20 protein-coding genes are annotated in these 21,397 nt (G+C 67.2%); 6 read left to right on the forward strand and 14 right to left on the reverse strand.

Annotated elements, in window-relative coordinates; genetic code table 11:
• Position 1 precedes the first annotated feature (1 nt).
• Entirely contained in the window at positions 2–277 is a 276-nt protein-coding gene (locus J7643_10175) for a hypothetical protein (protein ID MBO9540944.1), read from the reverse strand.
• A gap of 205 nt (positions 278–482) precedes the next feature.
• On the opposite strand from J7643_10175, the gene ruvB reads away from it, so the two are divergent.
• The 4 genes from ruvB (at position 483) to J7643_10195 (ending at position 5,347) form a co-directional block, all read left to right on the forward strand.
• Complete coding sequence (ruvB, locus tag J7643_10180) at positions 483–1,514, forward strand: Holliday junction branch migration DNA helicase RuvB (GenBank protein ID MBO9540945.1); 1,032 nt, start codon at positions 483–485, stop codon at positions 1,512–1,514.
• Between the two features lie 171 nt (positions 1,515–1,685).
• Positions 1,686–2,654 (forward strand): branched-chain amino acid transaminase, encoded by a 969-nt coding sequence (locus tag J7643_10185; protein MBO9540946.1) that lies wholly within the window; start codon positions 1,686–1,688, stop codon positions 2,652–2,654.
• 188 nt (positions 2,655–2,842) lie between these two features.
• Positions 2,843–4,204, forward strand: a complete 1,362-nt coding sequence (locus J7643_10190; protein MBO9540947.1) for a carboxypeptidase regulatory-like domain-containing protein — start codon at positions 2,843–2,845, stop codon at positions 4,202–4,204.
• Positions 4,205–4,450: 246 nt separating this feature from the next.
• A complete protein-coding gene (locus tag J7643_10195) occupies positions 4,451–5,347 on the forward strand; it encodes a C1 family peptidase (protein ID MBO9540948.1) in 897 nt (298 codons plus the stop codon).
• Between the two features lie 107 nt (positions 5,348–5,454).
• Here the strand turns inward: J7643_10195 and J7643_10200 are convergent, their stop codons facing one another.
• From J7643_10200 to flhA, 6 genes are read right to left on the reverse strand one after another with little or no spacing between them, the layout of a single operon-like run.
• A complete protein-coding gene (locus J7643_10200; protein MBO9540949.1) occupies positions 5,455–6,510 on the reverse strand; it encodes a DUF3326 domain-containing protein in 1,056 nt (351 codons plus the stop codon).
• A complete protein-coding gene (locus J7643_10205) occupies positions 6,507–6,671 on the reverse strand; it encodes a hypothetical protein (GenBank protein MBO9540950.1) in 165 nt (54 codons plus the stop codon). Before J7643_10205 ends, J7643_10200 begins: the two co-directional genes overlap by 4 nt.
• Positions 6,672–6,702: 31 nt before the next feature.
• Entirely contained in the window at positions 6,703–7,506 is an 804-nt protein-coding gene (locus J7643_10210) for a FliA/WhiG family RNA polymerase sigma factor (protein ID MBO9540951.1), read from the reverse strand.
• Between the two features lie 49 nt (positions 7,507–7,555).
• Entirely contained in the window at positions 7,556–7,891 is a 336-nt protein-coding gene (locus J7643_10215; GenBank protein MBO9540952.1) for a hypothetical protein, read from the reverse strand.
• The gene (locus J7643_10220; protein MBO9540953.1) at positions 7,888–8,601 is read right to left on the reverse strand and encodes a PilZ domain-containing protein; all 714 of its coding nucleotides are present in this window, start codon (positions 8,599–8,601) and stop codon (positions 7,888–7,890) included. The genes J7643_10215 and J7643_10220 overlap by 4 nt, the downstream gene beginning before the upstream one ends.
• 12 nt (positions 8,602–8,613) lie before the next feature.
• Positions 8,614–10,707, reverse strand: a complete 2,094-nt coding sequence (gene flhA / locus J7643_10225; protein ID MBO9540954.1) for a flagellar biosynthesis protein FlhA — start codon at positions 10,705–10,707, stop codon at positions 8,614–8,616.
• Positions 10,708–10,895: 188 nt separating this feature from the next.
• On the opposite strand from flhA, the gene J7643_10230 reads away from it, so the two are divergent.
• Positions 10,896–12,953 (forward strand): HAMP domain-containing protein, encoded by a 2,058-nt coding sequence (locus J7643_10230; GenBank protein ID MBO9540955.1) that lies wholly within the window; start codon positions 10,896–10,898, stop codon positions 12,951–12,953.
• Between the two features lie 9 nt (positions 12,954–12,962).
• Positions 12,963–13,973 (forward strand): hypothetical protein, encoded by a 1,011-nt coding sequence (locus tag J7643_10235; GenBank protein ID MBO9540956.1) that lies wholly within the window; start codon positions 12,963–12,965, stop codon positions 13,971–13,973.
• Positions 13,974–14,033: 60 nt separating this feature from the next.
• Here J7643_10235 and J7643_10240 read toward each other — a convergent pair whose 3' ends face one another.
• From J7643_10240 to J7643_10270, 7 genes are read right to left on the reverse strand one after another with little or no spacing between them, the layout of a single operon-like run.
• A complete protein-coding gene (locus J7643_10240) occupies positions 14,034–15,158 on the reverse strand; it encodes a chemotaxis response regulator protein-glutamate methylesterase (protein ID MBO9540957.1) in 1,125 nt (374 codons plus the stop codon).
• Positions 15,155–16,018: a protein-glutamate O-methyltransferase CheR gene (locus J7643_10245; GenBank protein ID MBO9540958.1), complete on the reverse strand. Its 864-nt coding sequence runs from the start codon at positions 16,016–16,018 to the stop codon at positions 15,155–15,157. Before J7643_10245 ends, J7643_10240 begins: the two co-directional genes overlap by 4 nt.
• 8 nt (positions 16,019–16,026) lie before the next feature.
• Positions 16,027–18,159 carry a chemotaxis protein CheA gene (locus J7643_10250; GenBank protein MBO9540959.1) on the reverse strand — a complete coding sequence of 711 codons (2,133 nt, stop codon included), beginning with the start codon at positions 18,157–18,159 and terminating at the stop codon, positions 16,027–16,029.
• A 27-nt stretch (positions 18,160–18,186) separates the two neighbouring features.
• The gene (locus tag J7643_10255) at positions 18,187–18,552 is read right to left on the reverse strand and encodes a response regulator (protein MBO9540960.1); all 366 of its coding nucleotides are present in this window, start codon (positions 18,550–18,552) and stop codon (positions 18,187–18,189) included.
• Positions 18,553–18,559: 7 nt separating this feature from the next.
• The gene (locus J7643_10260; GenBank protein MBO9540961.1) at positions 18,560–19,051 is read right to left on the reverse strand and encodes a chemotaxis protein CheX; all 492 of its coding nucleotides are present in this window, start codon (positions 19,049–19,051) and stop codon (positions 18,560–18,562) included.
• Between the two features lie 4 nt (positions 19,052–19,055).
• A complete protein-coding gene (locus tag J7643_10265; protein MBO9540962.1) occupies positions 19,056–20,888 on the reverse strand; it encodes a hypothetical protein in 1,833 nt (610 codons plus the stop codon).
• A gap of 5 nt (positions 20,889–20,893) precedes the next feature.
• Positions 20,894–21,382 carry a chemotaxis protein CheW gene (locus tag J7643_10270; GenBank protein ID MBO9540963.1) on the reverse strand — a complete coding sequence of 163 codons (489 nt, stop codon included), beginning with the start codon at positions 21,380–21,382 and terminating at the stop codon, positions 20,894–20,896.
• Between the last annotated feature and the right edge of the window lie 15 nt (positions 21,383–21,397).

The raw sequence follows: 21,397 nt of genomic DNA on the forward strand, positions 1-21,397 counted from the left end.
CCTACGACGCCTGGCGGCGCCGGCGCATGACCGTCATGACCAGCCCGATGACCAGCAAGGTGGTCGCCGGGACGAAGGGGTCGCGGTAATAACCCAGACGGTAGAGGATCGCGTAGGCGATCGCGGGCAAAAGCAGCCAGCTCGCCGTATCGAGCAGGGGCCGGCTCTCGAGCCGGGCGAAAAAGGCAGCGTTCCGGCGCATCACCAGGGCGCGCAGCAGCGCCGTCAAGCCGACTGCCGTCAGCAGAACCCCCATCCGCACCAGCGACTCGCTCACCCTCTCCTCCGCTCTTATCACCTGACGACCCTACACCCAGCCATCCTACCATCCGGCGGGTGATGGGGCCGCCAAGGCGCCCGGGGGGCCATTCTCCCGGGAGGATGATACAATTGTTCGAGTAGCATCCCGCCAGGAGGTTCCCGTGGCCATCGTTCCATCTCTCGGCTCCAAAGGCCTTCCCGATCGGCCCAAGCCCGACGCCATCGAGCGCGCCGTCCTCGACCCGGCCCCCGCCGTCGAAGAGACCCCGCTCGAGACCTCGCTGCGCCCCCAGTCCCTCGAGGACTACACGGGGCAGGCGGGCCTCAAGGAGAGCCTGCGGATCGCCATCGACGCGGCCAAGCACCGCAGCGAGCCCCTCGACCACCTCTTGTTCTATGGGCCGCCCGGCCTGGGCAAGACCTCCATCAGCCTGATCATCGCCAAGGAAATGGGGGTCAACATCCGGATCACCTCGGCGCCCGCCCTTGAGCGCCCCCGCGACATCGCGGGCCTCTTGGTCAGCCTCCAACCGGGCGATATCCTGTTCATCGACGAGATCCACCGCCTCAACCGCTTGGCCGAAGAGATCCTCTACCCGGCCATGGAGGACTTCAGCCTCGACATCACCATCGGCAAGGGCCAGACGGCGCGCATCAAGCGCTTGCCCCTCAAGCGCTTCACCCTGATCGGGGCGACCACCCGCGCAGGGGCGCTCAGCGCTCCCTTGCGCGATCGCTTCGGCCTGATCCAGCGCCTCGAGTTCTACCGCCCCGACGAGCTCGCCGGCATCCTCAGCCGCGCGGCCGCCATCCTCAAGGTCGATCTGACCCCCGAAGGCTCCGAGGTCATCGCCCGGCGCAGCCGCGGCACCCCGCGCATCGCCAACCGGCTGCTCAAGCGGGTGCGCGACTACGCCCAGGTCAAGGCGGGCGGCACCGTGAGCGGCCAGATCGCCGCCGAGGCCCTCGACAAGCTTCGGATCGATCCCCTGGGGCTCGATCCCACCGACCGGCACCTGCTCGAACTCATCATCACCGGGTTCAATGGCGGCCCGGTCGGCATCGAGACGCTCGCGACCGCCATCAGCGAGGACGCCACCACCATCGAGGACGTCTACGAGCCCTACCTCCTGCAATCCGGCCTCTTGAGCCGCACCCCCCGCGGCCGCATGGCCACCCCGCTCGCATACAAGCATCTGGGCCTCAAGGCGCCCCGCGAGTCGCAGGGCCTGTTCGCCGATCTGGGGGATTAGCGCCCGTGAGTTTTGCACGATGCCTCCGATCGGCACCAGCAGCGGCCCCAGCCTCCGATCGCGCGCTCGAAAGCGTGGTATCCTTAGTCTTGAGCTAACGGGCAGCCGCAACGGGGCGGGGCCCACTTCCTGAGGTCCGGCCGCGAGCCGGCTGCAGAAAGGGTAAGACAAATGGCAAAACAGCTGGCCTTCTTCAAGGGCAAGATCGTTCCCATCGAAGAAGCGAACATCAGCATCCTGACCCACGCCTTCAACTACGGCACGGGCTGCTTCGAGGGGATCCGCGGCTACTGGAACCCCGAGAAGGAGGAGATGTTCGCCCTCTTCCTCGAGGAACACTACCGCCGGATGTTCCGCTCGGCCAAGATCCTCTTCATGGAGGTCCCCTATACCCTGACCGAGCTGGTCGAGATCACGATGGACCTGATCCGTCAGTGCGACTACCGGCAGGACATCTACATCCGCCCGACCCTCTACAAGGAGGATCCGGTGATGGGGGTCCGCCTGCACAACCTCACGGACGCCCTCTGCATCTACGTGATCCCCATGGGCACCTACGTGGACGTGGACCGTGGCCTCAAGTGCGGCGTCAGCTCGTGGCGCCGGATCGACGACAACGCGATCCCCGCCCGCGCCAAGGTCGTCGGCGGCTACATCAACTCGGCCCTCGCCAAGACCGAGGCCTACCACCGCGGCTTCGACGAGGCGATCTTCCTGAACGCCGACGGTCACGTCTGCGAGGGCTCGGCTGAGAACCTGTTCATCGTCCGCGAGGGGATGCTCGTCACCCCCGGCCAGTACGACAACATCCTCGAAGGCGTGACCCGCCGCGCGATCATGGAGATCGCCGAGAAGGAGCTGGGCCTCACCACCGACTGCCGTCCCATCGACCGCACCGAGCTGATGATCGCCGACGAGATGATGCTCTGCGGCACCGGCGCCCAGGTCGCCTGGGTCGAGAGCGTGGACAACCGCTCGATCGGCGACGGCACCATGGGCCCCATCACCCACAAGATCCGCGAGATCTACTACGACGCCGTCCGCGGCAACCTGCCCGAGTACCGCCACTGGGTCAAGCCCGTCTACGGCTCCCAGGCCCCCAGCGTGGCCTCCGACAAGGCTGCGGCGAGCCGCCCGTAGTCTCCCGCCAATCCAAGCGCCCGCCGGATCGATCCGGCGGGCGCTTTTACTTGAAATATCCTGAATTCTTAACCTAAAATTAGCCATCTCCTCGCAAGATCCCGGATCCGGTTCCCGATAAGTAATTCAAGGCAATTAACACCGCGTTAATGACACGGGTCTCGAATGGGAAGGGAAAGGTGAGTCAGGTGAACGCACGCCGCTTGCTCAACATCATCACCACGCTGCTGGCCGTCTCGGCGGTCGTCGGATGCGGGCGCGTCCCCACCCAGCCCTTCGAAGGCGACGGCAGCGGCACCGGTGGCTTCGGCCAGATCTCGCAGGTCCCCACCGGCGAAATCCGCGGTCGCGTCGTCAACGCCCAGAGCAACCTCGGCATCGCCGGCGTCACCGTGACCCTGATGGGCTCGGCCATCGGCAGCAACCGCAGCACCGTCACCGACGGCGCGGGCGAGTTCACCCTCACCCAGGTGCCCGCCACCAAGCAGAAGCTCAGCCTGAGCAAGCCTGGCTACACCTACCTGGCCTCGAACGGCGACGTGATCGTCGACGTGATGGCCGGCACCAGCGTCACCGCCCCTCAGATCCTGATGAGCGAAGGGATCGACCTGCTGCCCAACGCCTTCGTCGGTGCCTTCAACGGCGTCAAGCGTCCCAAGTACCTGGCCATCGACACCACCCGCAACTTCATCTACGCCGCCAGCCTCACCAAGGAAGACCCCATCTTCGGCTGGAACACCCCCATCGAGCGTGACCAGATCCAGCGCTTCGACCTCAACGGCGGCCTGCTCAAGTCGTTCGGCACCACCTACAACTTCCTGATCAACGGCGACAAGCACATCTTCCAGCCCGAAGGGATGACCACCGACCAGGGCGGCAACCTCCTGCTCACCGACCCCAAGGGCTTCACCGGTCCCGACAACCCCGTCAAGCGCTACGACCTCAACGGCAAGATCATCGCCCCGGTCCAGGGTTCCTTCAACGACGTGGGCAAGCCCCTCGACATCGCGGTCCTCCCCAAGCGCGGCGGTTTCGCGGTGGTCAACACCCTCGGCCAGATCCTGATCTACAACTCGGCCCTCAAGCTCGAGAAGAAGATCGCCGTCGGCCCCACCCTCAAGGCCATCACCGCCGACAAGGACGACAACCTCTACGCGGTGGACGCCGGCCAGGGCTACGTCATCAAGAAGTTCGACCTCAAGTCGGCCACCCCCGAGCAGCCCGTCTTCTACACCGGCAGCATCGGCGGCCGCGGCGCCAACCAGTACAACAAGCCCAGCGACATCGCGGTCGACAACCGCAACGGCGACATCTACGTGGTCGACCAGGGCAACAACCGCGTGGTCCGACTGAGCAGCCAGGGCACCTACCTCTCGGAGTTCGGCGGGATGGGCGGCGCGGCTGACGTCAACCGCAACATCGCCCAGTTCAACGAGCCCACCGGCATCGTCGTCGACAACAACGGCTACCTCTACGTCAGCGACCACAAGAACGACCGCATCATGAAGTTCGCCCCCTCGCCCCTCCGCCAGGTCGGCCAGAGCTTCTAACCCAATCCCCAAAACCCAGGCCCCGGCCCCTCGAATCGAGGGGCCGGGGCTTTTCGTTTCCAATCTCCAGCCTGCCGAAATTACCCGACGAGTTTGCACAAAAACCCTTGACCCAACCCTCGTTCGATCGTATAGTGGACCCACAAAGTTAAGAGAAGGTTGTGAAGCGTTGAAGCGTCTTAACCAAAAACCAACCTCTTAACCTACTTCCCTCGGGGCCCCGCCCCCTCTTAGGAGAAACGCTGCGTGAAGACCAAAGCCTTTGCCTGGTTGTCGTCCACCGTCGTCCTCGCCGGCATCCTCGCCGGTTGCGGCATCAACTCGGGCGTCGGGATCAACAGTGGCGCGACCGTCAGCAAGACCACCAAGATCTTCGCGGACGGCAACGGCGTGGCCCGTCGCTTCGGCTACAAGTTCGTCGGCGGCCACCTGGGCATGCCCGGCATCGGCCTTCCCAACCGCGCGCTTCTCCCCGCGAGCGTCGACCTCCGCACCACCGGCAAGGTGAGCCCCGTGTACGACCAGGGCCAGCTCGGCGCCTGCACCGCGTTCGCGATGGGCAAGGGCCTCCGCGAGACCCTGACCAACATGTCCGGCGCCCCCTCGCAGTCCCTCAGCGCGATGTACCTGTACTACAAGGAGCGCGAGCGGATGGGCACCATCAACGAGGACTCCGGCGCGATGATGGTCGACGGCATGGAGGTCCTCAAGGCCAACGGCAACGCCCTCGACAGCACCATGCCCTACGTCGTCTCCAAGTTCAAGGAGGCGCCCAGCGCCAAGGCTGAGGCCGAAGCCGCCGCCTTCAAGATCGAGGACTTCACCCTCCTCAACGGCCTCGACCAGCTCAAGGCCGAGCTCGCTAAGGGCAACCCGGGCGTCTTCGGTTACACCGTCTACAAGAGCTTCATGACCCCCGCTGTGGCCAAGACCGGCATGATGCCGATGCCCAAGCCCGGCGAGCAGATCCTCGGCGGCCACGCGGTCTTCATCGTCGGCTACGACGACGCCAAGCAGGTTCTCATCATCAAGAACAGCTGGGGCGGCGGCTGGGGCGACAAGGGCTACTTCTACATGCCCTACGCCTACGTGACGGCCGACAAGGTCGACGAGATCTACGTCGCCAAGGCCAGCAACCGCTAAGCCTTCCCCTTCCGAAACGCGCCCCCCGGACGATGGTCCGGGGGGCGCGTCCCTTTACGGGTGGATGAGAGGCTCGGTAGGGCACGGATGCCCTCTCAAAGGCAGCGCTAGCGCAGGGCCGGAAGCGCGGGCAATGGGCGCAGGATGGCGGCGGGGGCGAGCCCCTCTTTCAAGGCGAGCAAGGCGCCGGCCGCCTCTAGATACGAGCCGACCTCAAGGACTCCCGAGAGGCCCAGGGCGACGGGATCCGCCTGGGAGGCGACGCGGTTGTCGCGCACGGCAACGATCGGCAGGCCGAGGCGATGGGCCGCGAGCACCGGGATGCCGCCGCAGGCCCCCCACGGCGCGACCACGGCGTCCACCTGGGCGAACAGGAGATCCGTCGCCTCGCGCTCCGCAAGGGGCACCAGGCGCGGGGCGCGGCGCAGGCCCTCCAGGATGCAGGGCAGGAAGGTGAAGCCGACCGACTCGGCGGCCACCCGCGGGTCCACCCGCATGGGCCGGTCCGGCGACTCGTAAGGGGCATGAGCACACGGCACCCCCAACCCACGGGTCACCACATGCGAGAGGACGGCCTCCAGCCCCCCGATGGGGTCCGGGCCGCCGCCCGCAAGATAGGCCTCGGTCTCGGCCTCAGGAAGCTCCGGCATGCGCGTCACCAGGGCGATCGCCTCGGCGCCTTGCGCGAGCAGGGCTTTCGCCCCTTCGAGCAGTACCTGGGGGTTCTCGACCTCGCCCGAGCTCGCGCCCTGCTCGCCGAGCACGATCCGCGAGCGCACCGGCTCAGAGGTGGGCAGCCAGCCCACCATGGGCACGCCCTGGACCGCCCGGCAGGCATCCGCCGCCGTCAGCAGGTGCAGGAGCCCCTCCGGGTCCTGGTCGACGATGGTGCGATCGATCAAGAGGCCCACGCGGTTGGAGCGCACCGGCCGCAGGGCCCCCTCGCCCAGGCAGAAGCGATCGAGCATCCCGCCCTCCACGTACCAGACGTTGGGCCGGGCCGCAAAGAGGCTCGCCGCGTTGACGACGTTGGGGTGGGTGACGAGGCGATCGCAGGCCGCCGCAAGCAGGTTGGCTGCGGGCGTCGCGTCGCCGGCGTACCCGCCGACCTCGGCGCCGAGGCCGGTGGGAACGATCATCAAAGCAGTGAAAGGACGGATCATGCCTGGGCTGCGACCTCTACGAGCAGGCGCTCGGCCTCGACGGCGACAATCGCCCAGCGAAGGGGCTCGGCCCCGAGGGCCTGGGCAATTTCGCGCTCCAGGCGGTGCGGGTCGAGAAGGCCGGCAGAGCGCTCGAGCCAGAGCGCGTGGTGACGGATCATGGGGGGCTCCGATCGGGGAAAGGCTTGAGGGCTAGGACTTGGCGCGTGCGGCGCGGGCGGGCTTGGCCGGCCCCTCGATGCCCAGGTAACGATTGATGGCCGTGCGCAGGCGCAGGGCCGCCTGGGTGTGAAGCTGGCAGACGCGGGACTCGGTGACCCCCAGGACCTGGCCGATCTCCTTGAGGGTCAGGCCCTCGTGGTAATACAGGGCCAAGAGCTGCTTCTCGCGAGGGGGCAGGGCATCGATGGCCATGGCCAGCTGCTCGCGGAACTCGCGGTCCTCCAGCTGGGCGCTAGGACCCGGCCGGTCGTCCATCATGGTGTCGACCCAGCTGAGGCTCTGGCCGTCCTCGCTGACCTGGACCAGCTCGTCGAGCGACAGGAAGGGCGAGGTCGCAGCCGACATCATGCCTGCGAGCTCGTCGGTCGAGATCCCCATGGACTGGGCAATCTCGGCCTCGCTCGCATGGCGGCCGAGGGAGGCTTCCAGCTGGCTAATGGCCGCCGAGAGCTCGCGGCCGCGGGCGCGGACCGAGCGCGGCACCCAGTCCTGGCTGCGCAGTTCGTCGATGATGGCCCCCCGGACCCGGGTCATGGCGAAGGTTTCGAACTTGACGCCCCGCTCGGGCGAGAAGCGCTCGATGGCGTGGATCAGGCCGATGACGCCGTATCCGTACAGGTCGTCGTGGTCGATGGTCGCAGGCAGGGTGACGGCAAGGCGGCCCACCACGTAACGAACCAAGGGGGCGTACTGGAGGATCAGCTGCTCGCGGCTCTCTCGGTCACCCTCGGTCGTGAATTTCTTCCAGAGCTCAGCCGTGCCGGTGGCCGCCATTCAACCTCCTAAGGAACGCAGGGCATCCGCCCCATCATACCCGCGCGCGCTACTCCTCGCGCATGGTCTGCTGGACGACTCGGGCGGCCTGGGCGAAGTCCATGGGCACGAAGTTCTCGGCCTGCGGCTTGAGATCCAGGGGCTCCACGCCCCCCTTGGTCTCGGGCAAGACCACGTCGAACGCGCTACCCTTGGGGGCCTTCTGCGCCGGAACGGTCGCCGCCCCCAGATAGTTGAGGCCGTACCCGATGAAGCCGCCCACCATGCCGCCCACCAGCCCGCGGACCATCGCCGTCTCCTCGGAGACCCCCGACAGGAGGGCCACCCCGAAGATCACGAAGGCGCTGAGAACCCCGAGCACCAAGCCCCAGTTCCGATCGGTCATCGCTCCAGCCACTCGCGATCGAGGCGGGCCTTGCGGGCCATCTCACGCTGGATCGAGAAGACGTAGCGCACCAGGCGGCTGCGAAGGCCCTCGTCCAGCTTGCCGAAGTCGACCCCCATCAGGACGCGGGGACCCTTGCGGGTCTGCACGCTCGAAGCGCGGACGACGGCGCCGACCACGAGGACCTCGCCCTCCTGGGGCAGCTCGAAGGTGATGCGGAGCCGGGTGTTGCGCGGCAGATCGACCGGCATCAAGAGCGAACAGCCGCCGCCCGAGAGATCCTGAACGTAAGCGGTGACCGGCGCGCCGTAATCATCGGGCTCGATGCCCTCGGGCAACTGCTCGCGCTGGCGGGCCTTGGCCTCTTCGGTCTGCTCGGGCTCCACCGTGCACGGCAGCGAGGCCGGCACCCGGACGAACTCCCGGCGTTGCACGCGGCGCACGTCATGCTCGGGCGGCAAGCCGAGCGTCAGACCTTCCGAGTTGACCACGATCACCGGGCACTTGAGGGTGTAGACCGCATCGGGCAGGGTGAGCGAGACCGTGAGGTGATCCACCTCGACGGGAATCTTGAGACCGTGCCGCTGGGGCAGAGCCGTCTCGAAGGTACGATTGCCCATCCGCAGCACGACGGCCTGGCACGGCACGGTGCGGGCGCCGACAGGGACGAGCATCTGGAGGGTCTGACCCGGTTGAATCGGTAGCTTCATCTCACTGATCCCTTAGAGGGCAATGACGCCGAGCGAGCGCACTTCGGTTTGAGGCGGCACTACCTCATTGTAAGCGAGCACCGACAGGTTGGGGAACTTCCGCTCGATCAATCTCCTGAAAACCAGTCGCACCTTTGAGGAGCAGAGCACCACCGGCACGTGACCCTGGGCCATCAAACGCTCGACCAGCTCGCTCATGTTGCGGATGAGACGGCTCGCCGTGCCGGGCTCCAGGGCGACGAACGCCCCTTGCTCGGTGACCTGGATAGAGTTGCCCAGGAGCTGCTCGAGGTTGGGATCGAGCGTCACCACCGACAGGGCGCCGTCGTGGCCGAGGGAGGCCTTGCAGATGGAGCGCGCGAGCGCTGCGCGGGCATGCTCGGTGAGCATGTCCAGGTCCTTGGTGATGCGAGCGTTGGTGGCGAGGCTTTCGAGCACCGGCAAGAGGTCGCGGACTGACACCCGGTCCTTGAGGAGGTTCTGGAGGATCCGCTGGATGTCGCCGACGCCCAAGAGGTCGGGCACCAGCTCGGTGACCACTGCGGGCGAGTCCTGCTTGATGTTATCCAGCAGGCCCTGCACGTCCTGGCGGGTGAGGATCTCGGGGGCGTGGGCCTTGATCACCTCGGTCAGGTGGGTGGCCACCACGCTCGACGCGTCGAAGACGGTGTAGCCCGCAAGCTCCGCGCGCTCCTTGAGGTCCTCGGTGATCCAGACCGCCGGCAAACCGAAGACCGGCTCGACCGTGGGGATCCCGTCGAGCTGCTCGACGGCCATCCCGGCGTTCATGGCCATGTAGTGGTCGATCTGGATCTCGCTGCGAGCGATCTCGATGCCGCGCAGGTTGATGCGGTACTCCTTGGGCTTGAGCTGGAGGTTGTCGCGCACGCGGATGGGCGGCAGCACCAGGCCCAGCTTGATCGCCGTCTGGCGGCGGATCATGGTGATGCGATCCAGCAAATCGCCCCCCTGGGCCGCGTCCACCAAGGGGATCAGGCGGTAGCCGATCTCGAGCTCCATGGGGTCGACCTTGAGGAGGTTCATGACGTTCTCGGGGCCCTTGGGGGTCACGGCGGCCTCGGCCTCGTTCGCCTTGGCCGTCTCGGCCGCACGCTCGGCCTCCTGCTCGTTGCGCCGCAGGACGTAGGCCAACGCGCCGATCCCGCCGCCCACCATGAGGAAGGGCAGGAAGGGCAGGCCGGGGACCACCGACATGACCACCAGCATCGCCGAGACGATCATCAGGGGCTTGGGGTTGGCCAGGACCTGGTTGGCGATGTTCTGGCCCAGGTTCACGTCGGCGGCCGCGCGCGAGACCAGGATGCCCGTGCCGGTCGAGATGAGCAGGGCGGGGATCGCCGAGACCAGGCCGTCGCCGATGGTCAACAGGGTAAAGAGCTGCAGCGCCTGCATGATGTCGCGGTGCTGCTGGAAGACCCCGATCAGGATGCCGCCGACGATGTTGACGCCGGTGATGATGAGGCCCGCGATCGCATCGCCCTTGGTGAACTTGGTGGCACCGTCCATGGTCCCGTAGAAGTCGGCCTCGCGCTGGAGGGCCTTGCGGCGCTCCTTGGCCTGGTCCTCGTTGATGAGGCCGGCGTTGAGGTCGGCGTCGACCGCCATTTGCTTACCCGGCATGGCGTCCAGGGTGAAGCGGGCGGCCACTTCCGAGATGCGGCCCGAACCGTTGGTGATGACCATGAACTGGATGACGGTCAGGATCAAGAAGATGATGATCCCGACCACGTAGTTGCCCTGGACGACGAAGTTACCGAAGGCCTCGACCACGTGCCCCGCCTCGCCGTGCAGGAGGATCAGGCGCGAGGTCGAGACGTTCAGCGCGAGCCGGAAGAGCGTCAGGACCAGCAGCAGCGACGGGAAGGTGTTGAACTGGACGGGCTCCAGGACATAGAGTGAGATGAGCAGCATCAAGAGGCTGCCCGTGATGTTCAGGACCAGGAAGATGTCCAGCAGCGCGCTCGGCAGCGGGATGATGAGCATCCCCACGATCACCACCATGATGATCGCGAGCACGAGATCGCTCTGCTGGATGATTCGGTTGAGGCCGGAGGCCGGGGACTTTATCGCTGCACCGGTTGCCATGATTGCATCTTACGCGCGAGAGCGTTTCCTTAAACGCACAGGCTGCCACGCTCGCCCCCATTGTACAACCAACCGGACCGGCAGGACGGCTTTTCCGTCCGAAAGTAGGGACTAAAGTCCCAAGCATGGGACGTATGGCCCCTCCTATAGTGAAGGGGCCCATCGTTCCTTCGTTACAAGGAGAAGCCATGCGCTTTACGCTTCGCGTCCGCATCCTTTCGGGATTCCTCGTCATGATTGCTCTGATCGCGGGGCTCGGGGTGGGCTCGATCCTCTCCGTCCAGCGCGTGCAGGGCTTGCTCGCCGCGACCTACCAAAAGGACCTGACGGGCCTCAACGAGAGCGCCGAGACCCTCGCCCAGCTCCACAACCTGCGGGTAGGGGCCCACCGCTACGTCGGCGCTCCCACCCCGGAGCGCGGAGCGCGGATCGCTTCGACCCTCGACGGCGATCTCACCGACTTCAAGAAGATGCTCGTTTCGCTCGAGCAGCTGGACGCGGTCAAAGAGGGGCAGGTCTCGCTGAGCACCTTCAACACCGAGACCGAGGCCTTCATCGGCATCGTTCGGCAGGCCATGGTCCAGAAGCAGACCCGTGGCGCCGCCGAAGCCGCCTGGCTCCTGGAGCGCGACGGGCGCGATCGCTTCCTCAAAGCCGAAGAAGCCATCCAGCAGCTCCACGACCGGATCCAGGCCGATGCCAAGGCACGCTACGAGGCCTCGGTGCAGGATGCCCAGCGATCGCTCGCCCTGACCCTCGGCTTCATCGTGGTGGCCCTCGGCGCAGCACTCGCGATGGCCTGGGTGCTCGCGCGCTCCATCGTGAACCCCATCCAGCGCATGCAGATCGCCGCCCAGGCGATCGCCCGCGGCGAGCTGGACCAGGACGTGCGCGAGGCGCGCCAGGACGAGCTCGGCGACATGGCGCAGAGCTTCCAGGAAATGACCGGCTACCTCAAGGAGGTCGCCCACGTGGCGAGTGCCATGAGCGACGGGGACCTCAGCCGGAGCCTCACCCCCAAGAGCGAGCGTGACCGGCTCGGCACCGCCGTCGCCCACATGATCGAGAGCCTGCGCGACATGGTCCAGCGGGTGCGCGCCGCTTCGGACGCGGTGGAGGCCGAAGCCCACCAGATCGCAGGCTCCAGCACCGAGCTGTCGGCCTCGGTCGCCCTCCAGGCCTCGAGCGCCGAGGAGACCTCGGCGGCCATGGAGGAGATGGCCGCCAACCTCCAGTCGGTGGATGCGACCGTCCAGACCATGGACCGCAAGGTGAGCCTGGTGCGAGCCGAGTCGGACGCGCTGGGCGCCGCCGTCACCCAGACCTCGAGCTCCATCTCGGAGCTCGCCGCGAGCATCCAGCAGGTGGCGGGCAACGTTTCGAACGCCAACCGGGTGGCCGGGGAAGCCTCCGAGGCGGCGAACGCCGGTGAGACGGCGGTCTCCCAGACCGTCGCCGGCATGAAGGCGATCGCCGAGACCATGGGCGGCATCCGCAAGACCATCCAGGTGCTCGATCAACGCTCAAGCGAGATCGGTGCTATCATCGAGGTGATCGACGACATCGCCGAGCAGACCAACCTCCTGGCCCTCAACGCGGCCATCGAGGCGGCCCGTGCCGGCGAAGCGGGCCGCGGCTTCGCGGTCGTCGCCGACGAAGTCCGCAAGCTCGCCGAGCGCTCGGCCCGCGCCACCAAGGAGATCGGGGATCTCATCAAGGGGATCCAAGCCGAGACCGCCCAGGCGGTCCACGTGACCCAGGAAGGCGCCACCAAGGTCGAAGAGGGCTCTAAGCTCGCAAGCCACACCGGCGAGGCCCTCGGCCGCATCCGCACGGCAGCCGTGCAGGTCACCCAGTTGCTCGGCGAGGTCGTCGCCGCCACCGACGAGCAGGCCCGAGCCGGCAGTCAGATCGTGGCGGCCACCGAGCAGATGGCCACCATCAACGACCACGTCACCGGCGCGGTGGCCGAGATGGAGCAGCTGGCCAAGAGCGTCTCCTACGCCACCGCCGAGCAGCGCCAGGGCTCCGAGCAGGTCGTGCTCGCGGTCGACAGCCTCAACCGCAGCTCGCGCGAGGCCGCCGGCGCCACCGAGCAGGTCGCCCGCACGGCCGACGACCTCACCGAGCAGGCACGGCGCCTGCAAGAGGCCGTGGCCTTCTTCAAGCTCACCGCCTCGGCTCGCCCGACCGCACCCGGCGCCGAGCGGCCCCTGGCCCTCTCGGCCTCGCGCCCCTCACGATAAGGAGCCCCCATGACCCTTCCCTCGTCTCTTCTCCCCGGCCTCGCGATCTTCTCGGCCCTCTTCCCCGCTGCCGCTCCGGCCGCCGAGGCCAAGCCCGAGGCCTCGGTCTCGGGGGTCGTCTTCGCCGACTACAGCGCCCCCACCTCGGGGGGCCTGGCGGGCTTCAACCTGACGCGGGCCTTCCTCACGGGCAAGGTCCGCTTCGACAACGTCTGGTCGGGCGTCATCACCCTCAACCCTTACTCCGAGCCCCAGCCCAACGGCGGTGTCGCTCCCCACGACGTCCTGCTCCAGAACGCCTACCTCCAGGCGGACGGCCTCTACCCCGGCGGTAGCCTGCAGCTGGGCATGGTGACCCTGCCCTGGACCGAGTACGAGTACGCCTTCTGGGGCTACCGCATGCTGGGAACCGTCCCGCTCGCGGGCGGCATCGGCAAGGGGGCCACCTACGTCGGCACCTGGGACAAGGGGCTCAAGGCCATGGGCGAGAACGGCCCCCTCAGCTACGCCCTGGCTGTCTCCAACGGAGAGGGCTTCCGCGCCAACGAGGCGGACGGCTTCAAGGCCTGGCAGGGGCGCGTGAGCCTCACGGCCCCCATCGGCCTGGAGCTGACGGCGCTCGGCGAGCGGAGCCCGAGCGCCAGCAAGGCCGTCAGCGATCGCGCCTCGGTCCTCTTGGGCTTCAAGAGCGACACCTTCCGCTGCGCCCTCCAGGGCACCCGCCTCTGGGACCAGGTGAGCGAGACGGCCCCCTTGAGCATGGGCCACGTGCTCAGCGCCTTCGAGGTCGCCACCCTGCCCATCCCGGGGGTGCCGGGCGTCGAGCTGCTCTTGCGCGGCGACTACATCGAGCCCAGCCAGACGACTCCCGGCGACGAGCGCCTGGAGGCCATCGCGGGCCTCTCCTTCAAGCCCACCAAGGGCGTCACCCTCGCGCTCGACAACCAGAATATCACCCGCTACGGCGCGACGACCACCAACACCAACGTGGTCGCCCTGCACACCAGTCTGACGTTCTAGCCCTTCACGCGCGAAGCCCCGGCGACCGAAAGATCGCCGGGGCTTCGCGCGTGAAAGGGACTAGGAAGAGCCCACCAAGGTGGTCAGGGCCGTCGGGATGGAGCCGAGGGGCAGGACCCGGTCCACCACCCCGGCCTCGAAGACGGTACGGGGCATGCCGTAGACCACGCTGGTCGCCTCGTCCTGGGACCAGATCTCGCCGCCGCGCCCCTTGATGGCGGTCGCGCCCGCGGTGCCGTCGTTGCCCATGCCGGTCATGATGACCGCGAGGGCCTTGGGGCCGACCACCTGCGCGATCGAGGCGAAGAGGACATCCACCGAGGGCTTGTGCCAGGTCTTGGTCGTCGAGGCGTCCATGGTGCGGCAGACCAGGTGGCTGCCCTCCCGCTTCAGGACCAGGTGGGTCCCCGCCGGAGCGATCAGAGCCTTCTTGGGCTCGACCACCTCACCGTCCATCGCCTCGCGGATGGTCATCGGGCAGATGCGGTTGAGGCGCTCGGCCAGGGGCTTGGTGAAGCCGGGGGGCATGTGCTGCACCACCACGATCCCCACCGGAAAGTCCCCGGGCAGGGCGCTGAACAGGGACTGAAGGGCGGGCGGGCCACCCGTCGAGATCCCGATCCCGATCACCTCGGGCACCCGGGAGCCCGCCGGGCGCACCGACGGAGTGGGAGCCACGGGGGCCTGCGGCTTGGCGGCAGCCGGTGCCGGGGCCTGGTGACCGAGCGTGGCCGCATGGACGGAAGCCGTCCCGTGGAGGCCCGTCAGGCGCCGCTTGGAGCGGCGCGAGTGCGCCGCCGCGCGGACCTTCTCGCGCAGCTCGCGCTCCACCCCCAGCACGTCGATCATGGACGACTCGGGCTTGGGCACGAAGTCGAAGGCCCCCAGCGAGAGGGCCGTCAGGGTGGCCGTCGCCCCGTTCTGGGTCAGGGTGCTCATCATGATGACGGGCAGCGGGGTCTCATCCATGATCTTCTTGAGGGCGGTCAGGCCGTCCATGACCGGCATCTCGATGTCCATGGTCACGACGTCCGGCTGCAGCGTCCGGATCGCCTCCAGGCCCTGGGCGCCGTCCCCCACGCTACCCACAATCTCGATCTCGGGATCGGCGGTGAGCATGCGGGCGATCGCCCGGCGCATGAAGGCCGAGTCGTCGACGATCAAAACGCGGATGGAATCGGTCATAGCGCTGCTTTCTGCACCTCGGACGCCGGCTTGTAGTAAACCATGGCGCGATGGACGGGATCGGGCAAGAACGAGGTCCCGAGGGTCAACAGCGACTCGGAGTGGCCCAAGAGCAGGTACCCGCCGGGATTGAGGGCCTGGAAGAACAGATCCACCAGGCGGCGCTGAGTCGGCTGGTCAAAGTAGATCAGCAGGTTGCGGCACAGGATCACGTCAAAGCCCTTGTAACCAGGCCACTTGGCCATCTCCAGCAGGTTCCCCTGCCGGAAGGCCACCGACTTGCGCAGCCGTTCTTGGATCCGGTAGCGATCGCCTTCCTGCTTGAACCAGCGCTCGAGCTGAGCCTGGTCGGTGGCCCGGAAGGCCGCCTTGGGGTAGAGGCCTTCCTTGGCCTGCTCCACCACCGGCCCATCGATGTCCACCCCGTGGATCTCGACGTTCCAGCCCACCAGATTGGCGGGCCCCTGCTCCAGGAGCATGGCGAGGGTGTAGGGCTCGGCTCCGGTCGAGCAGGGCGCGCTCAAGAGCTTGAGGTGACGCCGGGTGGCGTTGCGCCGCTGCAACTCGGGGATCAGGTGGTTGCGCAGGATCTCGAGCTGGTGCATCTCGCGGAAGAAGTAGGTCTCGTTGATCGTCACCAGCGGGATCACCGCCGTCCAGGCCTTGCCCGCCCCGAAGGCCATCTCACGCATGAGCTGGTCGCCGAGCGCCGAGAGGCTGGGACAGTTGATCTCGCGCATCACCCCTTCGAGCTTGGGGACAAGCGCCTGGAGCTTGGGTTCTTCGAGCCGCAGGCCCGCGTGCGCTTGGATCAGGTCACGCAGGCGCAGCAGATCGCCATGGGTCTTGGGGTCCAGCATGGGGTGTCCTATCCGGCGCCGAGGGTCGCGAGCTCGGCGCTCTCGCTCTCATCGATGAGGGTCGCCACGTCCAGAATCAGGGCCACGCGCCCGTCGCCCAGGATGGTCGCACCGGCGACCCCGCGGATATCGCCCAGGTAGTTGCCCATGCTCTTGACCACGATGTCCTGCTCGCCTTCGAGCCGATCGACGATCAGGCCGAGCTGCTTCTTGTCGCCGCCCACCACGACCACCGGCAGGTGGCGCGCCTCCTGGGCGTCCGACCCGAAGCCGAAGGCCTCCTGCAGGCGGAAGAGCGGCAGCACCTCGTTGCGGACCTGGGTCACGGGCTTGCCGTTGATGGTCTTGATGGCCGAGGGCGCGAGGCGGATGCTCTCGCGGACGCTCTCGAGCGGGATGGCGAAGGTTTCGCCGCCCGCACGCACCAGGAGGGCCTTGGTGATGGCGAGGGTCAAGGGCAGCTTGATGATGAACTTGGAGCCTTCGCCCTTGGTCGTCACCACGTGGATCGAGCCCTTGAGCTTGCGGATGTTCTGGTTGACCACGTCCATGCCCACCCCGCGGCCCGAGACGTCGGTGACCTTCTCGGCGGTGCTGAAGCCGGGGGCGAAGATGAACTGGACGGCGTCGTGGTCGCTGTAGACCGTGTCGGGGTTCGCGAGGCCCAGGTCCCGGGCTTTTTTCAAGATTTTGGCCGGGTCGATGCCGCCGCCGTCGTCCTCCAGCACGATCACGATGTGGTTGCCCTCGTGATGAGCCGAGAGCTTGATGGTGCCCACCCGGGACTTGCCCGCCGCCTCGCGCTTCTCGGGGCTCTCGACCCCGTGGTCGATGGCGTTGCGCAGGAGGTGGACCAAGGGATCCTCCAGCTCCTCGCTGACGGTCTTGTCGATCTCGGTCTCCTGGCCGCTCATCTCGAGCTTGGCTTCCTTGCCCAGGTTGCGGGCCAGGTCTCGAATCAAGCGCGGGAAGCGCGAGAAGACGCGCTCGACCGGCACCATCCGGGTCCGGATGACCGTCATCTGCAGATCGCCCACCAGGCGCCCGAGCTGCCCGAGGCTCTCGGCCAGCTGCTGGACGGTCACGTCGCGGTCGTAGCGACCCTCGAGGATACCGCCGAGCTGCGAGAGGCGGGTGTTGCCGATGACGATCTCGCCGACCACGTTCATGAGGTCGTCCAGGCGCTCCACGTCCACGCGGATGCTCTGGCTGTGGCCGCCGGCGGCACCACCCGCCTTGGCCGCCTGACGAGCGGCAGGCTTCGGGGCCTCGCTCGCCTGGGGCACCGCAGCCGCAGCTTCTTGCGGAGCGGCCTTCGGAGCGGCAGGCTTGGCAGGAGCGGCTGCCTCGGGGGGATTGGCCGGGTCGTAGACCAGGCGTAGCTCATCCGGGCCCATGGGCACCAGGATCGAGAGGATCATGGGATCCGCCGAGGACTGGACCAGGGCGTGCCCCTTGAGAGGGAAGGGCTCGCTGCTGCCCTGGGCCGGAGGGGCCGGATCCGAGTGGAGCGCGACCACCTCGGAGATGGCGGCGAGCTTCTGGAAGATGTCGTGGTCGATGCTCTCCTCGACCCAGCGGCAACCTTCGAGATCGAGCTTCACCTCGTAGAGGTAGCGCTTCTCGCGGATGGCGCGCTTGGCGGCCTCCATCGCCTTGGCGTCGAGGGACGCCTCGAGCTCGGGGGCCAGCTGGAAGGGCAAGAGGGTCTCGGCGTCGTCGCTCGTCTGGATGTTCTCGCGGGCCTCGAGCAGGTCCTTGAGGCGCTGGATGGTGGGCGCGGTGTCGGTCCTGGTCTCACGGCTCTCGCCGCTCATCTCGACCATGAGGGTGCCGAGCACGTCCACCGCCTCGAAGAGGCCTTCGAGCAGCTCAAGGTCGGCACCGATCTTGCCTTCGCGCATGCGCCCCAGCAGGTTCTCGAGCTGGTGGGTGAGCGACTGGATGGTCTTGAGGCCGAGCATACCGGCGGCCCCCTTGACCGAGTGCGCCGCCCGGAACATCTCGTTGATCAGGGCAAGATCGAGCGGAGCCTCGAGGTTGTCCTCCAAAACCAGCAGGTTCTGCTCCAGGGTCTGGAGGTGGGCCCTCCCCTCTTCCAGGAAGAGCTTGAAATCCTCGTCGCTAAATTCGAAACTCATGGCGCTACTCCTCGCTCACCGCCCCCCTTACTTCTTGAGCGCTCCCTCGACGGCCGCGAGCACGCGATCCTTCTGGAAGGGCTTCACGATGAAGTCCTTGGCGCCGGCCTTGACCGCATCGACGATCATGTCCTGCTGACCGACGGCCGAGCACATGATGATCCGGGCGGCGGGGTGCTGGGAGACGATCTCGCGCACGGCGGTGATCCCGTCCATCTCGGGCATGGTGATGTCCATGGTCACGATATCCGGCTGGAGGGTGGCGTACTGGGTCACCGCCTCGGCACCGTTGGCGGCCTCTCCGACCACTTCCCAACCCTTCTCGTCGAAGAGCTTGGCGAGGGTCCGACGCATGAAGGGGGCGTCATCGACGATCAGAATGCGGATGCTCATTGCTTCACTACTCTCCTTGACGAATGCCGACGGTCACGAGGATCTTGCCCGAGCTGAGCTCGAGGGGAACGGCCATCGCGCGGATCCGGTGCCAGGTCGCGCTCATGTCCTTGCCGACCAGCATGGTGGGCGGGGTGATGTCCGAGGTGATCCCCAGATCGTTGAGGTGGAAGCGGGCATTGCCCGAGATCATGTTGGCGAGCTCTTGCAGCGCCGAGATCGACATCTCGTCCAGGGCCGCCACCGGCTCCATCATCATGGTGGAGGCGATGGCCAGGGCGGTGGTCATGTCCATGCCGTAGTTGACCTGGCCCTGCACGTCGCCCGTGATGCCCACGGTGACGTTGACCTCTTGCAAGCCGATAGAGGGGGCCGTCTGGAAGATCGGCGTGCCCTTGCCGGGCACCTCGCCGATCACTTCGCCCAGGACGCGCTCCGCAGCCTGGACGAACGCCCGAACGTAATCCAGGCTGGCGGGGCTCCTTTGATCGTTAACCATAGGTTCAGGCTTCCTCTCTCAGTGGCGGAAGGGTAGGGTCGGCGGAAGGGACGACGGTGGACTGGGACGCTCCGGGGCCCTGAGCCACCAGGAGCTCGAGGGCGCGCTCGAACTGATTCGCCGAGAGTCGCGCGTCCTCGAAGGTCCGGCTCATGATGGCGAAGCAGGCTTCGAGATCGCCGCTCAGGCGGACTTGGTGCAGCAGGACGCTGAACCGGCGCCAGTCGCCGTTGAAGGTGTGGACGCAGATCCCGTAGGCCTCGATCAGATCGAGGGTCGGGAAGGCTGCCTCGTGCCGCTGGACCTCCTCGAGGGTGATCCGGTGATCCAGCTGGAGGATCTCCGCGAGCGCCAGCAGGCAGGTGGTGCGATCGGGGTGGGGGGCCGCGTCGAGAAGCCAGGCGTCGAGGGTCTGGGGATCGTCGTGGAGCCAGTCGAAGGCACGCTTGAGACGGAAGTAGCGGTAGAGCAAGGGGGGTTCAGGGCAGCGCTCCCGCAGGTGCAGGATCTTGAGGCGCCCGAGCTTCTCCTCGGAGTCGCCGGCGCTCGCGAGCACCGCCTCGAGCCAGTAGATGTCGTCAGCGCTCTCGATGAACTGCTCGGCCAGGGCCTCCACGTCGCTCACGCTCAGCTTGAGCTCCTTGAAGAGGCTGACGGCGGTCTCGTAGCGCTTGAGGCGGGCACGGTCGGTCAAAGTGTTGGAAAGATGCTCCGCACGCTCGAAGGTCAGATCCCCGAGCCCCAGCCGGAACCAGAGCTCGCCAACCAGGCCCAGCACCTGGCTGCGCTCCTCGGACTCGACCCGCTTGAGCACCAGCCGATCCACGTCGTCGACGCTCAGGCCCGTGCCCTGGAACGCACGTACCGCCGTCAGGTAACGGCCCAGCGCGCCGATCTCGGGGGCCCACTCCCGCAGCTGCATGAGGGCCACGCGATCGACCGAACGACCCAACTCCGTCATGCCCTTGAGGGCGCGCTCCAGCCATTCCAGCTCGGCCTGGGAGTCGGCGAACGAGAGGTGGAAGGTATCCAGGTCGCCGACCTGGACCTCGTACTCCTCGAAGAGGCTGAGGGTCTTGGAGAGGCGACGGACGGTGATGCGATCGTGCACCCCCTCGACCAGCCCTCGGATGTCGTCATAGCGAGCAATTCGCTTGACCCTCAGCGCCACCAGGTCCAAAAGTGCCGCGGTGGCGGCCAGGGCCTCCTCATCGGTGACCCGTTCGAGCAACAGCTCGTCGAAGAAGGCATCTACCGGTCCCAGGGCGTCGTAGGCCTGCGCGCAGGCCACGAAGGCCGCGATGGCAGGGGTCCCCTCGACGCCCCCCAGGCGCTCCAGCGCCTTGAGGAGGTTGCGGATCGGCACCGGGCGGTTGAGCTGCTGGTAGGCGGCGGCGACCGTGCGCAGGGCCTCCACGTTCACCCGGCCCACGTCCTTGCCAAGCACCCCCAAGAGCGCATCGAGGTCGTCCAGGCCCTTGGGCTGGGTCAGCTCGAAGACGCCGTACAGGGTCGAGGCGGGGATCCCGAGTTCGAGCCACGCGATCAGGCGCTCAGGGTCGTAGGGAAAGCCCTCGAGCCCCAGCAGCGCGATCAGCTCGACGCAGATGTTGAAAGCGGCCTCGTCCGGAAGATGGGGTTCGAGCGGAGACACGTCGGGATCCGAGCCCGCCCGCTCGCCGAAGTTGGCGCGGATGATCGGAATCAGCGCCTTCACGCGATCGGCCGGATCGGCCTCCACGGCGAGCGTGGAGCCCTCCTTCGCAAGTCCGCCGCGCCGCCGCATGACAGCGGCGAACGAGGCGGTGATCCGATCGAACCAACCCATCATCGACATGGCAACTAGGCGGGCGTCTGCGCCAGGGCGGCGATCTCTTCCATGCTCAGCAGGCGCTGCAGGTCGAGCAGGATGATGAGGCGATCGCCCAGCTGGCCCACGCCCTTGAAGAAGGAGGCGTCGATGCCGTTGGCGACCAGTTCGGGGGTAGCCGAGACGGCCTCGGAGTCGAGGCGCAGCACCTCGCGTACCGCATCGACGATCAGGCCCACGGTCTTGCCGGCCACGTCCACGATGATGATCCGGGTCGCCTTGGTCGGCTCGGCCGAGGCCATGCCGAAGCGGCGGCGCAAGTCGATGACGGGCACGATCTTGCCGCGCAGGTTCACCACGCCCTCGACAAAGGAGGGGGCGCGGGGCACGCGGGTGATCGAGGACATCCGCACGATCTCCTGGACCGCGGAGATGTCGACCGCGTATTCTTCCTCGGCCAGACGGAAGCTGGCCAGCTGGAGCAGGGTCGAAGCTTGGCGCTCGAGAGTGGTTTCGCTCATCCTGAATCCCTCGCG

The sequence above is a fragment of the bacterium genome, from assembly GCA_017744355.1.
Classification (GTDB): domain Bacteria; phylum Cyanobacteriota; class Sericytochromatia; order S15B-MN24; family UBA4093; genus JAGIBK01.

What these genes read in the sequence shown, in the direction of transcription:
- J7643_10185 (MBO9540946.1), top strand. Translation starts at nt 1,686, where the DNA reads ATGGCAAAACAGCTGGCCTTCTTCAAGGGCAAGATCGTTCCCATCGAA.
- J7643_10200 (MBO9540949.1), bottom strand. Translation starts at nt 6,510, where the DNA reads ATGATCCGTCCTTTCACTGCTTTGATGATCGTTCCCACCGGCCTCGGC.
- J7643_10205 (MBO9540950.1), bottom strand. Translation starts at nt 6,671, where the DNA reads ATGATCCGTCACCACGCGCTCTGGCTCGAGCGCTCTGCCGGCCTTCTC.
- J7643_10210 (MBO9540951.1), bottom strand. Translation starts at nt 7,506, where the DNA reads ATGGCGGCCACCGGCACGGCTGAGCTCTGGAAGAAATTCACGACCGAG.
- J7643_10215 (MBO9540952.1), bottom strand. Translation starts at nt 7,891, where the DNA reads ATGACCGATCGGAACTGGGGCTTGGTGCTCGGGGTTCTCAGCGCCTTC.
- J7643_10220 (MBO9540953.1), bottom strand. Translation starts at nt 8,601, where the DNA reads ATGAAGCTACCGATTCAACCGGGTCAGACCCTCCAGATGCTCGTCCCT.
- flhA (MBO9540954.1), bottom strand. Translation starts at nt 10,707, where the DNA reads ATGGCAACCGGTGCAGCGATAAAGTCCCCGGCCTCCGGCCTCAACCGA.
- J7643_10230 (MBO9540955.1), top strand. Translation starts at nt 10,896, where the DNA reads ATGCGCTTTACGCTTCGCGTCCGCATCCTTTCGGGATTCCTCGTCATG.
- J7643_10235 (MBO9540956.1), top strand. Translation starts at nt 12,963, where the DNA reads ATGACCCTTCCCTCGTCTCTTCTCCCCGGCCTCGCGATCTTCTCGGCC.
- J7643_10240 (MBO9540957.1), bottom strand. Translation starts at nt 15,158, where the DNA reads ATGACCGATTCCATCCGCGTTTTGATCGTCGACGACTCGGCCTTCATG.
- J7643_10245 (MBO9540958.1), bottom strand. Translation starts at nt 16,018, where the DNA reads ATGCTGGACCCCAAGACCCATGGCGATCTGCTGCGCCTGCGTGACCTG.
- J7643_10250 (MBO9540959.1), bottom strand. Translation starts at nt 18,159, where the DNA reads ATGAGTTTCGAATTTAGCGACGAGGATTTCAAGCTCTTCCTGGAAGAG.
- J7643_10255 (MBO9540960.1), bottom strand. Translation starts at nt 18,552, where the DNA reads ATGAGCATCCGCATTCTGATCGTCGATGACGCCCCCTTCATGCGTCGG.
- J7643_10260 (MBO9540961.1), bottom strand. Translation starts at nt 19,051, where the DNA reads ATGGTTAACGATCAAAGGAGCCCCGCCAGCCTGGATTACGTTCGGGCG.
- J7643_10265 (MBO9540962.1), bottom strand. Translation starts at nt 20,888, where the DNA reads ATGTCGATGATGGGTTGGTTCGATCGGATCACCGCCTCGTTCGCCGCT.
- J7643_10270 (MBO9540963.1), bottom strand. Translation starts at nt 21,382, where the DNA reads ATGAGCGAAACCACTCTCGAGCGCCAAGCTTCGACCCTGCTCCAGCTG.